Below are 14,113 nucleotides of genomic sequence, written 5' to 3' on the forward strand. Positions count from 1 at the left end.
AATGCAGGTTCAAAGTACGGCTTGCTTGCCCTGTGGGGCAGGCGAGGTGAGCGACGCGGCGATGTCTTCCATCGGCGCCAGATGCTCGAGCGGGCCGATCGCCGAAAGCGTCGGCACGGTGTCGAAGAACAGCCGGCCCGCAAGGTCGGTCAGGCGTTCGATGGTGATGCCTTCGAGCCGCTCCATCATTTCAGGATTGGAGATCGGCCGGCCGTAGAGCATCATCTGCCGCGCCACCTGGCCGGCACGCGCCGCCGGGCTTTCTTGGCCCATCAGAAGCTGGGCGCGGATCTGCGCGCGGGCACGCTCGATTTCCTTCTGGTCGATCGAGGTCGCCGACTTGTGCAATTCGTCGATGATGACAGGCACCAGTTCCGGCAGGTTCTCGCCGCCGGTCGCGGCATGTATGCCGAAGATGCCGGTGTCGGAGAAGCCCCAATGGAAGGCATAGATCGAATAGCAGAGGCCGCGGATTTCGCGCACTTCCTGGAACAGGCGGGACGACATGCCGCCGCCGAGGATGTTGGCGAGGATCTGCGAACAGTAGAAGTCGCGCGCGTGATAGGCCTTGCCCTCGAAGCCGAGCAGGATCTGGGCGTCCATCAGGTCGCGCGTCTCGCGGATGTTGCCGCCGATATACTTGGCGGGGTCCATGACCGGCGTGGCACTCGGCGCGGTCGGCAACGATGCGAATCGCTCCTCGACCATGCGCACGAACTCGTCGTGCTGCACGGCGCCGGCTGCGACCACGAACATGCGGTCGGTCGTGTAGTTGCGGCTGAGATAGCCGCGAATCTGCTGCGGCGTGAAGGAGACCACCGTCTGCGGCGTGCCGAGAATGGCGCGGCCGAGTGTCTGGTCGCGATAGGCGACTTCGGAAAACCGGTCGAACACCACATCATCGGGCGTGTCGTTGGCGGCGTTGATTTCCTGCAGGATGACCTGCTTCTCACGCTCCAGCTCTTCCTCTTCGAAAGCAGATTCGGTGAGGATGTCGGCCAGGATATCGACGGCGAGCGGCACGTGGTCCTTCAGGACGCGCGCGTAGTAGGAGGTCGTTTCGGTCGAGGTGGCGGCGTTGACTTCGCCACCGACATCCTCGATCTGTTCGGCGATCTCGCGGGCGCTGCGGCGCGCGGTTCCCTTGAAGGCCATGTGTTCGAGCAGGTGGGCAATTCCATGCTCGTCTGTTGTCTCGTTGCGCGAACCTGATTTGATCCAGACCCCGAGTGCTGCACTTTCGAGATGCGGCATGGTCTGTGTCACTACTGTCAGCCCGGATTTGAGCCGGGTGCACTCAACTGTCATTGGCTATCTTTCTGCGCCTTCTGCCGATTAGGCCCGGGAATGCTCGTCGATAAATGTTTCTACCTCTTTGAGCTCGGGCTTAACGATCTGAAAGCGCTCCTCCTTGTCCATCAAATCAGCAAGCCACGTCGGAAGCGCGGGGTCAATACCGGATGCGGATTTTACGGCGGCGGGGAACTTAGCCGGATGCGCGGTGGCCAGCGTCACCATCGGCGAATTGGCCTTTTCATGCTTGTCGGCGACAAAAACGCCGATCGCCGAATGCGGATCGAGCAGGTAGCCGGTCTTTTCGAGCGTGGTCTTGATCGTCTCGGCCACCTGCTTTTCGCTGGCGCGGCCGGCGCGGAAATCCTTCTTGATGAAGGACATGGCATCGGCCGAAATGTCGAAACCGCTAGACTGCTTCAGACTGTCCATCGCAGCGCGAACCTTCGACGCATCGCGGCCATAGGCTTCGAACAGCAGTCGTTCGAAGTTCGACGAAATCTGGATGTCCATCGACGGCGAGGTCGTCGCCTTGACGTCCTTCATCTCGTAGCGGCCGGTCTTGATCGTGCGCGCCATGATGTCATTTTCGTTGGTGGCGACGACCAGCTTGCCGATCGGCAGGCCCATGCGCTTGGCGCAGTAACCGGCGAAGATATCGCCGAAATTGCCGGTCGGCACGGTGAACGAGACCTTGCGATCAGGTGCGCCCAGCGTGATCGCCGTCGTGAAATAATAGACGATCTGCGCCATGATGCGCGCCCAGTTGATCGAGTTGACGCCGGAGAGCTTCACCTTGTCGCGGAACGCGCCGTCGTTGAACATCGCCTTCACGAGGTTCTGGCAATCATCGAAATTGCCCTCGACGGCGAGCGCATGCACGTTCGATGCCGTCGACGTCGTCATCTGCCGCTGCTGCACCGGCGAAACCTTGCCATGCGGGAAGAGAATGAAGATGTCGGTGCGCTCGCGGCCGGCGAATGCGTCGATCGCCGCCCCGCCCGTGTCGCCCGAGGTGGCGCCGACGATGGTGGCACGCTCGCCGCGCTTTTCCAGCGCATAGTCCATCAGCCGCGCCAGAAGCTGCATCGCCACATCCTTGAAGGCGAGCGTCGTGCCGTGGAAGAGTTCCATCACGAAGTTGTTCGGGCCGGTCTGTACCAAGGGCGCGATCGCCGGATGGCGGAAGGTGCCGTAGGCTTCGTCGATCATCGACCGGAAGGTGTCGGCTGGAATTTCACCGTTGGTGAACGGCGACAGGATGGTGAAGGCGATCTCCTGGTAGCTCTTGCCGCGCAGCGCCCGGATCTCCTTCTTGGAGAGTTGCGGCCATTCGCGCGGCACATAGAGGCCACCGTCACGCGCCAGACCCGCCAGCAATGCATCGCAGAAACCGAGAGCAGGGGCTTTGCCGCGGGTCGAGATATATTCCACTGTCGTCATCCTTGATGTGCCGGCCTAGATAAAATCCGGATTGAAGAGAAAACCTGTGTCGCGCCGCCCTTTGGCCGCAGCTCTGGCCTTCGCCGGCTGCAATCCCGAAATGTGCATCAAAACAGTGCTTACCCAATCGATTTTTGTTTGCGCCGCTGATATAGACCATCGCAAACTGTCACGAAAGGCCCTGTTTTCACTCAGCAGGCCTGGCAAAAAACTTTGTGAAGAGGGTGGAATAATCGTGCTCGGCAAGGTCTCTCGTCTTATCGCTTCCGTATCCTTCGCGGCTGTTCTGGTCGGCTGCAACTCGCTCGGGATGGGCGGTGGCGAGACGAAGACGGCGGAAACGGCACCCGCTGGCGCCACCGGCCAGATCATGCCGATGTCGCCCGCCAACCCGTCCTCCAACGATCCGTCGATCGGCACCGCCACGACAGCGTCCGGCAATACGGCGCGCGTCGTCCAGGGCGCTTGCCCGACCATCTACATGAAAGACTCCGAAGCGATCCTCTACCGCTACGCCGGCGGCGCCAAGACCGGGGAACCGGACAAGCTCTCCTTCCAGGCCTCTATCGGCAACTACACGCGCCAGTGCACGCTGAACGACCAGAACCTCGTGATGACCGTCGTGGCACAGGTCCGCGTCGTCGCGGGTCCCGCCGGCACCGGTGGCAACGTCACGCTGCCGATCCGCATCTCCGTCTTCGACGGCGAAGACGCGCTCTATTCCGAAGTCACCAACTTCCCCGCCCAGATCGACCCGACCGGCGCCACCCAGGTGCTGTTCCGCAAGGACGACATCAAGCTGCCCGTCGGCTCCGGCGCACTGGTCCGCGTCAACGTCGGCTTCGACCAGGGCGCACCTGCCAAGGGCAAGGGCAAGAAGAAGTCCAGCTAAGGTTTTTGGGGTAGGGCGACTAAGGCCGCGTAGTGGGATTAAAGGGTGAGGTTGTGCCGTGTGGCCCCCTCATCCCAGGTGCAACTTGTTGCACCTGAACCCTTCGGGCCACCTTCTCCCCGCTGGGGAGAAGGGAAGATGGAGCAAGCGGCCCGCCCCGAGTCTCTTCTCCCCAACGGGGAGAAGGTGCCGGCAGGCGGATGAGGGGGCCTTACGGCACAACGCCTAAGCCCATTCCCTCAAACCCTCAATCCAAACTCAAGCCACGCCTTCCCACTCCGCCAGTGCCGCAACCACACCCGGCAAATCCACCATCCGCGAAATCACCGTCTCGGCACCCGCATCCGTCAACCGGTCGGCATGCGAGGGGTAAGTGTGCGAGGCGCCGGTGAAGCCGATCACCCGCATGCCGGCGGCACGCGCCGCATGGACGCCGTGCACGGAATCTTCGACCACCACGCAGCGCGATGGCGAAGCGCCCATCTGCTTGGCGCCGTGCAGGAAGATGTCGGGCTTCGGCTTGACGCGATTGGCGCCGAGGTCCTTGGCGGAGAAGATGTTCGGCGCGAAGAACTGGCTGAGCCCGACCTTCGAGAGCATCATGGTGAGCCGCGCGCTCGACGAGTTCGAGCAGATGCAGCGCTTGAGATCGATGCGCTTGATGGCCGCCTCGACGCCGGCAATCGCCTGCACGTCGGACGCAAGGCGCATGTCGAGCAGCTTCTCGGACTTGTCGAGCAGCGAGGCCGAGAGCGGGATGCTGGCGTCGCGCTCCACTTCCATGAGGATGTTCTGCCAGGTCATGCCGGAGAATCGCTCGCCCATCTCCTCGATGCTGATTGGATAGCCGGCCTCGGTCAGAAGCTTGGACTCGACGTCCGCCGCGATGATTTCGGAATCGACCAGAACACCGTCGCAGTCGAAAAGGATGAGGTCGAAGCCGTTCATATAAGTCTCAAGCCTTGGTTTGTGGGGATGCTGCGGCTTTACACGATGCCTCGTCCGATCTCAACCGGCCGGGCGTCATGGCTGGCCTGCGGTCTCCGGATGGCTAGGGTTGCGCTCAATTGAAATGCCTGCGGATGCAGGCGCTTGCCGCCTCGACAAGCCACGGCTCGCCCTCTAATGGATGGATATGGCCAAGGAACCGGAAGACACAATCGCAAGCCGCATCAGCCGCGTGCTCGCAGACCGCATCGTTCGCGGCGAACTGCCGGCCGGTTTTCGTCTGCGCCAGGATCATATCGCCGAGGAGTTCGGCGCCAGCCACGTGCCCGTGCGCGAAGCCTTCCGCCGACTGGAGGCCCAGGGGCTGGCGATCAGCGAGCCGCGCCGCGGCGTGCGCGTCGCCTCCTTCGACATCAAGGAGGTGCGCGAGGTGGCCGAGATGCGGGCCGCACTCGAAGTGCTGGCGCTGCGCCACGCCGCCAAGCATTTGACGCCCGCGATCCTCGACGCCGCCGAGGAAGCGACCCGCGAGGGCGATGCCGCGGCCGACGTCCACGCCTGGGAAGAGGCCAACCGCCGCTTTCATCGCCTGATCCTGACGCCCTGCAACATGAGCCGTCTGCTCGCCTCGATCGACGATCTCCATGCCGCCAGCGCCCGCTTCCTGTTTTCCGCTTGGCGTTCAGGCTGGGAAAAGCGCACTGATCACGACCACCGCGCCATCCTCGTGGCCTTGCGCCAGGGCAGGGCGGAAGAGGCGGCCGGCATCTTGGAGCGCCACGTCCAGTGGATCGGCCGCGCGCCGAAATCCACCAGCACGGCTGGCGAAAACGGCGAATCCTTCGCCATCGTCGGCTGACTTTCCAAAATTATAGATAATTGTTGATCGACGTGATTTCCTCGGAAAATCGCGCCTTTACGCCTGTTTTCGCGGCTGATCGCGCACATGATCCCGTTTGTCCACTGCGTAATCGCATCGTGATCGCTTGCCATCGCGAAAAATCTCTCCCATAAAATAGATGGGAATCAAAAATTATCTATAATTTGAGAAGGAGAGTTTATGTCCCTGTTCGATCAATCGTCCGACTTCCGTTTCGACCCGCTGCGTCTGGCTGCCCGCCCGGCCGCCATCAAGGCCGTCTTCGTGCTGGCGGGCACGCTCGTCCTGGCACTCGCCTCGCAGATCTCGGTGCCGATGGTGCCGGTGCCGATCACCATGCAAACCTTTGCGGTGACGATGATCGGCGCGCTCTATGGTTGGCGTCTCGGCGCGGCGACGGTTCTCGCTTGGCTCGCTGAAGCGGCCATGGGCTTCCCGGTTCTGGCTGGCGGCGCCGGTGGTCTCGCACCCTTCGCCGGCCCGACGGCGGGCTATCTCGCCTCGTTCCCCGTGATCGCGGCCCTTGCCGGCTGGCTTGCCGCGCGCGGATGGACCGGCGACGCCGCGATCCGCAGCTTCGCCGCCCACTTCGCCGCCAATATCCTGTGCCTGGCGATCGGTGGCCTGTGGCTCGCAAACCTACTCGGCATGGAAAAAGCCTGGCTGCTCGGCGTCGCTCCCTTCATCCTCGGCGCGGTGCTGAAGTCGGCGCTGGCGGCTGCCGTGCTGAAGGGTATCAGGATCTACACTGGCCGCTAAAATGACCGTTCGCCTGCGCGCCCACCACCTGCTCTGCATGCTGACCTTCGTCGGTGAAGGCTACACGCCCGCCTTCACCGAGAATTACATGCGCATCGCCCGGCGCCTGTCGTCGGGCGATGAGATCGAGCTGGTCGACGGCCCCGACGATATCTGCGCGCCGCTGCTCTCGGGAACGGCGGCGCATTGCCATAACGAAAGCGTCGTGGCGCGGGACAGGGCGGCGGCGCAAGCCGTCGGCCGTCTGTTGGGGATCGCGGTCTGGAAGGGCACCCGCATCTATCCTGACGCGGCGCTGCTGAAACGCCTGCGCCGCAATTTCGCTCTCGGCACGATCCGCAAGGCTTGCGACGAGTGTGAATGGAGCGAGCTCTGCAACGATATTGCCGAGCGTGGCTTTACCGATGTGCTGGTCGCGCCAAGCTGACGCATGTCTCCCGAAAGTGGTTCCCGGTTTCGGGACAAAGACATGCGCAAAAACAAGAGCCTGAAGCGCGCCGCGCTTCAGGCCGCGACCAGCGTCTCCACCGGAAACAGCGCCAGAAACTGTCGCTCGCCCTCTGGCGAAAAGATCACCGAACGGCTGCCGGCCGTGCGCCGCGCCCAGCCCTTGTCGAAGAAGCTCGCCAGCAGCGCCTTGCCGAGGCTGCCGGCCAGATGTGCTCGCCGCTCGCTCCAATCGAGGCAGGAGCGGCAGAGCGGCCGCCGCGATGCCTTGAGGTCGGCGACATTAATCCCGATGCACTGGAACGTCTCCTCGCCTTTTGCCGTCAGCGCCAGCCCGTCGCCGACGGCGTCGATCGCGCCTTTGGCGACGAGGCTATCCAGCATCCGCACCCCATAATCTCCGGCCAGATGGTCGTAGCAGATCCGCGCCTTGCGCAGCGCCGGCTCCTTCGGTCCCGGCTGATGGCGCAGATGTCCACGGCTCGCTGCAAAACCCATCATGCTTTCGATCAGCCGCGCCACCGTCTCGTCGGCAAGCGTGAAATAGCGGTGCCGCCCCTGCTTGCGGGGAAGGAGCAGCCCGCCGGCCTCGAGCTTGGCGAGATGCGCGCTCGCCGTCTGCAGCGTGATGCCGCCGACCGCGGCGAGTTCGGTCGCGGTCAACGCTTTACCACCCGTCAGCGCGGCCAGCATGTTGGCGCGGGCGGGATCGCCGATCAGCGCGCCGATCTGCGCGATATCAGGTCCTTCCTTCACGGCTCATCTCCTCAGGATCTCATCTTCCATACTTCGACCGTAGCCGAAGCATCTCCGTCCCGCAACATGGCAAAACCATCCTGCAATCAAGGAGAAAAAAGATGATCACCTGCTTCATCCGCTACGAGATCGACCCGTTCAAGAAGGATGCCTTCGCCGAATACGCGCGCAACTGGGGCCAGGCCATCCCGCGCAACGGCGCCGATCTCATCGGCTATTTCGCCCCGCATGAGGGCTCGGCGACCACCGCCTACGGCGTCTACAACATCGAAAGTCTCGCCGCCTACGAAGCCTACCGCGCCCGCCTGGCCGCCGACCCGCTCGGCCGCGAGAACTATGAATTCGCAAGAGGCGAACGCTTCATCCTCAAGGAAGACCGCATTTTCCTGAAGAACGTCTCGCTCCCCCACGCCGCGAAGGTGCTGCCATGATCGCCGTCATCTTCGAAGTTCTGCCCTACATGGGCGAGCGCCACACCTACCTCGACCTCGCCGGCGAACTACGGGCCGAATTGGAGAAGATGGATGGCTTCATCTCCATCGAGCGCTTCGAAAGCCTGACGATGCGCGGCAAGCTGCTGTCGCTTTCCTTCTGGCGCGACGAGGAAGCAGTCAAACGCTGGCGCAACCTCGAACACCACCGCGCCGCCCAGGCCGCCGGCCGAGGTGGCATCTTCGCGGATTACCGTTTGCGCATCGGCCATGTCGTGCGTGATTACGGGATGATGGAGCGGGCAGAGGCGCCGGCGGATAGCCGGGCGGTGCATGATGTGGTGGGTTAGTCGGCCGAGAACCGTGCCGAGAGATCGTCGATGGCAATTCGCAGGCGCGGTATCTCGTCGGAAATCACGCCCCACAAAATGTTGTCGGAGAGGCCGTGATACTCATGACGCAACACGTTGCCGATCGCTTTCACCTGCGGCCACGGGATTTCCGGTCGCAGCGCCTTGATCTCATCGGGCAGTGCGCGGCTCGCTTCGGAAATGATCTCGATGGCGCGCTGCAGCGCATGGCGAAGCAGCCAGTCGGTCTGGTAGTCCTGAAGCGACTTTCCCGCAGTCGCCTTCTCGATACCCTCGATGGCTGCCCTGATGTCGTCGAGCAGGTGGCGGATCTCGCGCGCCATCAGAAAACCTGCATCGCCGAGGATTCGATCCGCTCTCTCAAGCGCGGATGCAGACTGTCTCGCGTGGTTATGTCGACAGGCGTCTCGAGCTTTTCCTCAAGCATCAGCTTGATGCCGATAAGGTCGAAAGCGTTGAAGCGGCTCTTGGGGTCGTAATCGATGAAAAGATCGATGTCGCTTGCCTGTTTCGCCTCGTCGCGGGCAACCGAGCCGAACAGGTAAAGCGAGGTCGCGCCCAGCGCGCGCACCGCCTCGGCATTGCTCTTCAGACGTTCGAGCGCTTCGCTTTTCCTCATGCCGAAAGCCTACCGCATCCGGATGTACTTTGCCATCGCGCTGAATTTTTTCCCGAAATCGTACCCCGGTTCAGGCTTTGGTAACCAAGATGAGTAACCATAACAGACAGTAAAGAGCGTAATGTGTATGAGCGAGTTAAAAGATGGCGTCTGTATTTCCGCTTGCCGATCTCAAGGCCTCCGCAAAGCCGGACAGCTGGATCGACACGATCATCAAGGGCGATTGCGTTGCCGCTCTTGAAGCCCTCCCGACCCATTCCGTAGACGTCATTTTCGCCGATCCGCCCTATAACCTGCAGCTCGGCGGCAATCTGCATCGTCCCGATCAGTCGCTGGTCGATGCGGTCGACGACGAATGGGACCAGTTCGCCTCCTTCGAAGCCTATGATGCCTTCACCCGCGCCTGGCTGCTCGCCTGCCGCCGCGTGCTGAAGCCGACGGGCACGCTCTGGGTCATCGGTTCCTATCACAATATCTTCCGTGTCGGCGCCACGCTGCAGGATCTCAATTTCTGGATCCTCAACGACATCGTCTGGCGCAAGACCAACCCGATGCCGAACTTCAAGGGCCGTCGCTTCCAGAACGCGCATGAGACGATGATCTGGGCGAGCCCGAACGCAAAGGCCAAGGGCTATACCTTCAACTACGATGCGCTGAAGGCCTCGAACGACGACGTCCAGATGCGCTCCGACTGGCTATTCCCGATCTGCAACGGTCATGAGCGCCTGAAGGGCGAGGACGGCAAGAAGGTGCATCCGACGCAGAAGCCGGAAGCGCTGCTCGCCCGCGTCATCATGGCCTCGTCCAAGCCAGGTGACATCATTCTCGATCCGTTCTTCGGCTCGGGCACGACGGGCGCCGTCGCCAAGCGCCTCGGCCGCCACTTCGTCGGCATCGAGCGCGAGCAGGATTATATCGACGCGGCTTCCGCCCGCATCGAGGCGGTCGAGCCGCTCGGCAAGGCCGAACTGACTGTTATGACCGGCAAGAAGCAGGAGGTCCGCGTGGCCTTTAACACGCTGGTCGAAAGCGGCCTCATCAAGCCCGGCCAGGTGCTGACCGACGCCAAGCGCCGTTATAGCGCGATCGTTCGCGCCGACGGCACCGTCACGGCGGGCGGCGAGGCGGGTTCGATCCACAGAATGGGCGCAAAGGTCCAGGGTTTCGACGCATGCAACGGATGGACGTTCTGGCACTTCGACGATGGGCAATCCCTGCGCCCGATCGACGATCTCAGGGCCGTCATCCGCAGTGATCTGGCAAACGCGGGCTGATCCGCGAAAGGCCCGATCGAGACTGCCGTCGACCGGTTTTTGTACCTCCAGTTGCGGAAGACGGCAAAAAGGCGCCCGGGATCATACCCCGGGCGTCTTCAGTTCTGGACTTCCGAGAAAAACAAAAGACGCCCGGATCGCTCCGAGCGTCTTTTCAGTTCTTCAGCTTCACCGCTTAGCGGCGCAGCAACGCCATCCGCTCTTCATCCTCGTCGCGCTGGCGTCCGCCGATTGCGGCGGCGACACTGGCGATGAAGGCGCCAACGAACAGCGACAGCGCGCCGAACAGGGCAACCGCCGAAGCCGTCTTGCGGGCGTTATCCGCAGCCTCCTTGGCGGCAAGCTTGGCGTCGTCGATCCGCTTCATGACGGCATCGACCCGTGCCTTGGCATCGGTCGCCGACAGGCCGGTGCGGGCCGCAACCACCTGCTCGACAAAGGCCTGGTCGTCGGCCGAAAGCTTGCCGTCGACAATGCCGTTCACCAGCACGCGCGTCACCTGGGCATTGACCGCCTCATCACTCTGGTTGCCCGCTGCCGGTGCCGTATTGGCCGGGCGCAGCAAGGCGTCGGTGAAATAGGCGGGCGAGAAACCGCTCGTGCCATCGCTGGCGCTCACAGCCGCCCCGGCACCCGCGGCGCCGACGGCACCCACGGCTGTTGCGGTGGCCTGCGTGCCGGTGCTGATCACCGATGACAGCGCCGATCCCAGCAATCCTGCAACGACCACTGTTGCCAGCGCCCAGGAGAGGAAGCCATGCGCGGTGTCGCGGAAGAAAACCTCGTAGGTGTGGACGCCGACCCATTTGGTCCGCAACCGGCCGGTGAGATAACCGCCGAGTGCGGCCGAGACCCACTGCACGACGATCAGCCAGATCGCGGCCGTTGCGCCGATCGTGGTCAGCGAGGCGTTGTCATGCGACCAGGGCGATACCATGGTCAGGCCAAGGCCGGAGCCGATCAGGATGAAGATCAGCGAGATCGCGGTAGCCGCCAGCGTGCCGGCGATGATCGGCCCCCAGCTGACTGCGGGAGCCGATGATTCCAGTGGTGCGTCGGTCACCACGGTGGAGGAGGTAAAGGACATCACCGACCCCCTAGTGCCAGAACAGCAGGATGATCAGGATCAGCGGGATCGGAACGCCCAGAAACCACAGCAAGATACCTCTACCCATCATAACCTCCCGTCAGCACGGCTGACTTATCGTTTGCTCGAAACCGCGTCATGCGCGGGTCCTCACAAAACCGTCAACGGCGCTGATTGTTCCTAAGGCGATGAGAGATTTACGGTTTCTCTTCGCGTCGGGGGGAGGCCTGGAAGCTTCTCCGGCTTAGAAGTCCTGGTAATCCTTCACATCCACCCGCGTCACGCGTCCCTCTTCGTTGAAGGTGATCGTTTCCTCGCCCTCGCGCACCAGCGGCTTGCCGGTCTTGCTGTGCGTGGCGCGCACCGACCATACGGCGCGCCCGGCATAGGGGCTGACGCGCTCGACAAGCGTGTTGAAGGCGGTCTGGTCGGGATAGTCGTCGAAATATTTGCGGAACGCCGTCATGATCTCATCACGGCCCGAAAGACTGCCGACCCCGTTCGAGACATAGGTCGCGTCCTCGGCGAAATAGTCCTCGATCATCTGGTAGTCGAGCCTGTTGATCGCGTCGTGAAACAGGGTGATTTCCTTGACTGGATCGAATGCCATGGTCAGACCCTCACGCCGCGTTCCGCAAGATCGGCGCGCAACTGCTCGGCGCCGGTGAAGAGCACCGCGTCCCATCCCGCCTTCTTGGCGCCTTCGATGTTGGGCGCCGAGTCGTCGATGAAGATCGTCGCCGCCGGATTGAGGCCGAAGCTCTCGGTGTGTGCTTCGTAGATCGCGATATCAGGCTTGATCAGGCCGATATCGCCCGAGACGGTAACGCCGCGCGGCTTGGTGAGGAAGGGGAAGCGCACTTGCGCCTCGCGAAACGTGTCGGAAGCGAAGTTCGTCAGCATCGTCACGTCGCGGCCTTCGGTGATCAGCCCTTCCATGATCGCGACGCTGTCGTCGTAGGAATGCGACACCATCTCGTGCCAGTGCTTGCGGAAGGCGCGGATATGCTCCTCGCGGTCGGGATGCGTCTCGATCAAAAGCGCCTCGGCATCCGCCCATGTGCGGCCGCGGTCCTGTTCGATGTTCCAGTCATGGGTGCAGACATTGTCGAAGAACCACTGCCGCTCAGTGGCATCCGGAATGATGCGGCTGAAAGGAATATCAGGATCGTAATGGATAAGAACTTTTCCGATATCGAAAACGATATGATCAATAGGCATTTATCCGTCCTTGGACTGTTGAAACGCGCGTGGAATAGCCGATGTGATCGCTTTTTTCATGACTGTGGGCAATGCCTGCGCGTCAAGATTTGTAACCGGCTCCCACCATCCGTCATCCCCTTCGATCCTCGCGGGGATCGCTACGCGCCAGATCGATAGCCTGAGCTCGAAATGGGTGAAGACATGGGTGACGGTGCCAGATGGCTGCCAGTCGGCCGGGAAGGGGGCGGCGTCCGCCGAGGTCTCGCCGTCGATCCGCGCCGTCCAGCCCGTCGTCGGCACCTCGGTCATGCCGCCAAGCAAACCGCTTTCGATCCTGCGCCGCAACAGCACTTCGCCATCTGATGTCACCGCCACGAAGGCAGCACCAACGCGAACGGGTTTGGCCTTCTTGGCGGCCTTGACCGGGAAATGCTCGGGATCGTGAAGCGCCAGCGCCTCGCACGATCCGTTGAAGGGACAGAGCGCGCAGGCGGGCCGCTTCGGCGTACAGATCGTGGCGCCGAGATCCATCATCGCCTGCGCGAAATCGCCCGGCCGTTCCGCCGGCGTCAGCAGCGCCACCTTCTGCTTCATCAACGGCTTGGCAGCAGGCAGCGGCGTCGAGATCGCATAAAGCCGCGAGATCACCCGCTCGATATTGCCGTCCATGACGGAAGCCTGCCGGTTGAACGCGATCGCCGCCACCGCCGCTGCCGTATAATCGCCGATCCCCGGCAGCGCCTTCAGCCCTTCCTCCGTATCTGGAAAGATACCGCCGTGTTCGTACGCCACCGCCTCGGCACATTTCTTCAGGTTGCGTGCCCGCGCGTAATAGCCAAGCCCCGCCCATGCCGCCATCACGTCCTCGCTGGGTGCTGCGGCGAGATCATCAACTGTCGGCCAGCGCGCGAGGAATTTCAGGAAATAGGCTTTGACGGCTGGAACCGTAGTCTGCTGCAGCATGACCTCGGAAAGCCACACATGGTAGGGATCGGCCTTGATCCCGCGCTTTGCCATCGGCGGCGAAACGCGCCAGGGCAGGTCGCGGTGATGGCGATCGTACCAGTCGAGCAGGGGCTTTGGTGAGGGCGCGGTGGTGGTCTTTAAGGTCATCATTTGCCGTGCGGAGGGGAAGTGCCCTATACTTGGCGAAGCATTGCCGCCCGATCAAGGCGGCGGCGCCCGATAGCGGCGGCATCCAAAGGTTTCCATGAGTTATCCACGCAAAGGTGAAAAACAGATCTCCGAACTGGCCAACGGCCTGATCGACCCCGTGCTCGCCAAGCGCGCCGGCATCAACACGGCGCTGCTCGGCTCCTGGGACGAGATCGCCGGCGAGGATTTCGCCGATTGCACCCGCCCGGAAAAGATCGCCTGGGCGCGCGGCGGCGATGACGGCAGTTTCCGCCCCGGCGTCTTGACCATCGCCTGCGAGGGCGCCCGCGCCTTGTTTCTGACGCATGCGCAGGGCGAGCTTATCCAGCGCATCAACAGCTTCTTCGGCTTTTCCGCCGTCCACCAGATCCGCATCGTCCAGAAGCCGGTCTCCCAAGCCTTCAAACGCTCCCGCACCCCACCACCGCTGAAAGGCGAGGCGGCCCGCCGGCTGGAGGGGATGATGGAGGGCATCGACAATGAAAAGCTGCGCGAGGCGGTGAAGCGGCTGGGTACGGCGGTGCTGGGGAAGAAGGGGCGCTGACGAGACATCGA

The 14,113-nt window shown here is 62.6% G+C and carries 18 protein-coding genes; 8 read left to right on the forward strand and 10 right to left on the reverse strand.

Translation table 11 applies throughout. From position 1 onward, the window contains the following. Window positions 1-9 precede the first annotated feature (9 nt). Together J5286_RS05215 and thrC are read right to left on the reverse strand one after the other, a co-directional pair. Window positions 10-1,308 carry a M16 family metallopeptidase gene (locus J5286_RS05215; RefSeq protein WP_026283105.1) on the reverse strand — a complete coding sequence of 433 codons (1,299 nt, stop codon included), beginning with the start codon at window positions 1,306-1,308 and terminating at the stop codon, window positions 10-12. Between the two features lie 27 nt (window positions 1,309-1,335). Further along, the gene (gene thrC, locus J5286_RS05220; RefSeq protein WP_209189483.1) at window positions 1,336-2,736 is read right to left on the reverse strand and encodes a threonine synthase; all 1,401 of its coding nucleotides are present in this window, start codon (window positions 2,734-2,736) and stop codon (window positions 1,336-1,338) included. Window positions 2,737-2,968: 232 nt separating this feature from the next. On the opposite strand from thrC, the gene J5286_RS05225 reads away from it, so the two are divergent. Further along, the gene (locus J5286_RS05225; RefSeq protein ID WP_209189620.1) at window positions 2,969-3,628 is read left to right on the forward strand and encodes a hypothetical protein; all 660 of its coding nucleotides are present in this window, start codon (window positions 2,969-2,971) and stop codon (window positions 3,626-3,628) included. Between the two features lie 258 nt (window positions 3,629-3,886). Here the strand turns inward: J5286_RS05225 and J5286_RS05230 are convergent, their stop codons facing one another. Then, a complete protein-coding gene (locus J5286_RS05230; protein ID WP_209189484.1) occupies window positions 3,887-4,576 on the reverse strand; it encodes an HAD family hydrolase in 690 nt (229 codons plus the stop codon). Between the two features lie 187 nt (window positions 4,577-4,763). On the opposite strand from J5286_RS05230, the gene J5286_RS05235 reads away from it, so the two are divergent. From J5286_RS05235 to J5286_RS05245, 3 genes are all read left to right on the forward strand, one after another. After that, window positions 4,764-5,435, forward strand: a complete 672-nt coding sequence (locus J5286_RS05235) for a GntR family transcriptional regulator (protein ID WP_209189485.1) — start codon at window positions 4,764-4,766, stop codon at window positions 5,433-5,435. Between the two features lie 201 nt (window positions 5,436-5,636). Then, window positions 5,637-6,215, forward strand: a complete 579-nt coding sequence (locus J5286_RS05240; RefSeq protein ID WP_209189486.1) for a biotin transporter BioY — start codon at window positions 5,637-5,639, stop codon at window positions 6,213-6,215. Window position 6,216: 1 nt separating this feature from the next. Next, window positions 6,217-6,642: a DUF1284 domain-containing protein gene (locus J5286_RS05245; RefSeq protein WP_209189487.1), complete on the forward strand. Its 426-nt coding sequence runs from the start codon at window positions 6,217-6,219 to the stop codon at window positions 6,640-6,642. A gap of 77 nt (window positions 6,643-6,719) precedes the next feature. On the opposite strand, the gene J5286_RS05250 is transcribed toward J5286_RS05245, so the two are convergent. Continuing rightward, a complete protein-coding gene (locus tag J5286_RS05250) occupies window positions 6,720-7,418 on the reverse strand; it encodes an ArsR/SmtB family transcription factor (RefSeq protein WP_209189488.1) in 699 nt (232 codons plus the stop codon). A 101-nt stretch (window positions 7,419-7,519) separates the two neighbouring features. Between J5286_RS05250 and J5286_RS05255 the strand changes: the two genes are divergently transcribed. Beyond that, window positions 7,520-7,849 carry an NIPSNAP family protein gene (locus J5286_RS05255; RefSeq protein ID WP_209189489.1) on the forward strand — a complete coding sequence of 110 codons (330 nt, stop codon included), beginning with the start codon at window positions 7,520-7,522 and terminating at the stop codon, window positions 7,847-7,849. Continuing rightward, window positions 7,846-8,199, forward strand: a complete 354-nt coding sequence (locus J5286_RS05260; RefSeq protein WP_209189490.1) for an antibiotic biosynthesis monooxygenase family protein — start codon at window positions 7,846-7,848, stop codon at window positions 8,197-8,199. The genes J5286_RS05255 and J5286_RS05260 overlap by 4 nt, the downstream gene beginning before the upstream one ends. On the opposite strand, the gene J5286_RS05265 is transcribed toward J5286_RS05260, so the two are convergent. After that, on the reverse strand, window positions 8,196-8,543 hold the full coding sequence (locus tag J5286_RS05265; protein ID WP_348529242.1) for a HepT-like ribonuclease domain-containing protein: 348 nt from the start codon (window positions 8,541-8,543) through the stop codon (window positions 8,196-8,198). The genes J5286_RS05260 and J5286_RS05265 overlap by 4 nt on opposite strands. Continuing rightward, window positions 8,543-8,839 (reverse strand): nucleotidyltransferase family protein, encoded by a 297-nt coding sequence (locus J5286_RS05270; protein WP_209189491.1) that lies wholly within the window; start codon window positions 8,837-8,839, stop codon window positions 8,543-8,545. Before J5286_RS05270 ends, J5286_RS05265 begins: the two co-directional genes overlap by 1 nt. Before the next feature lie 143 nt (window positions 8,840-8,982). Between J5286_RS05270 and J5286_RS05275 the strand changes: the two genes are divergently transcribed. Further along, entirely contained in the window at window positions 8,983-10,113 is a 1,131-nt protein-coding gene (locus J5286_RS05275; RefSeq protein ID WP_047507873.1) for a site-specific DNA-methyltransferase, read from the forward strand. Between the two features lie 175 nt (window positions 10,114-10,288). Here J5286_RS05275 and J5286_RS05280 read toward each other — a convergent pair whose 3' ends face one another. From J5286_RS05280 to mutY, 4 genes are all read right to left on the reverse strand, one after another. After that, window positions 10,289-11,200 (reverse strand): hypothetical protein, encoded by a 912-nt coding sequence (locus tag J5286_RS05280; RefSeq protein ID WP_209189492.1) that lies wholly within the window; start codon window positions 11,198-11,200, stop codon window positions 10,289-10,291. Between the two features lie 244 nt (window positions 11,201-11,444). Continuing rightward, entirely contained in the window at window positions 11,445-11,810 is a 366-nt protein-coding gene (locus J5286_RS05285; RefSeq protein ID WP_047507871.1) for a nuclear transport factor 2 family protein, read from the reverse strand. Window positions 11,811-11,812: 2 nt separating this feature from the next. Further along, window positions 11,813-12,421, reverse strand: coding sequence for an HAD family hydrolase (locus J5286_RS05290; RefSeq protein ID WP_209189493.1), 609 nt, complete (start codon window positions 12,419-12,421; stop codon window positions 11,813-11,815). Further along, a complete protein-coding gene (gene mutY / locus J5286_RS05295) occupies window positions 12,422-13,519 on the reverse strand; it encodes an A/G-specific adenine glycosylase (protein WP_449089589.1) in 1,098 nt (365 codons plus the stop codon). A 94-nt stretch (window positions 13,520-13,613) separates the two neighbouring features. On the opposite strand from mutY, the gene J5286_RS05300 reads away from it, so the two are divergent. Further along, on the forward strand, window positions 13,614-14,102 hold the full coding sequence (locus tag J5286_RS05300; protein ID WP_111564363.1) for a DUF721 domain-containing protein: 489 nt from the start codon (window positions 13,614-13,616) through the stop codon (window positions 14,100-14,102). The last annotated feature ends 11 nt before the right edge of the window (window positions 14,103-14,113 follow it).

It is taken from the genome of Rhizobium sp. 16-488-2b, from assembly GCF_017741815.1.
GTDB lineage: Bacteria > Pseudomonadota > Alphaproteobacteria > Rhizobiales > Rhizobiaceae > Rhizobium.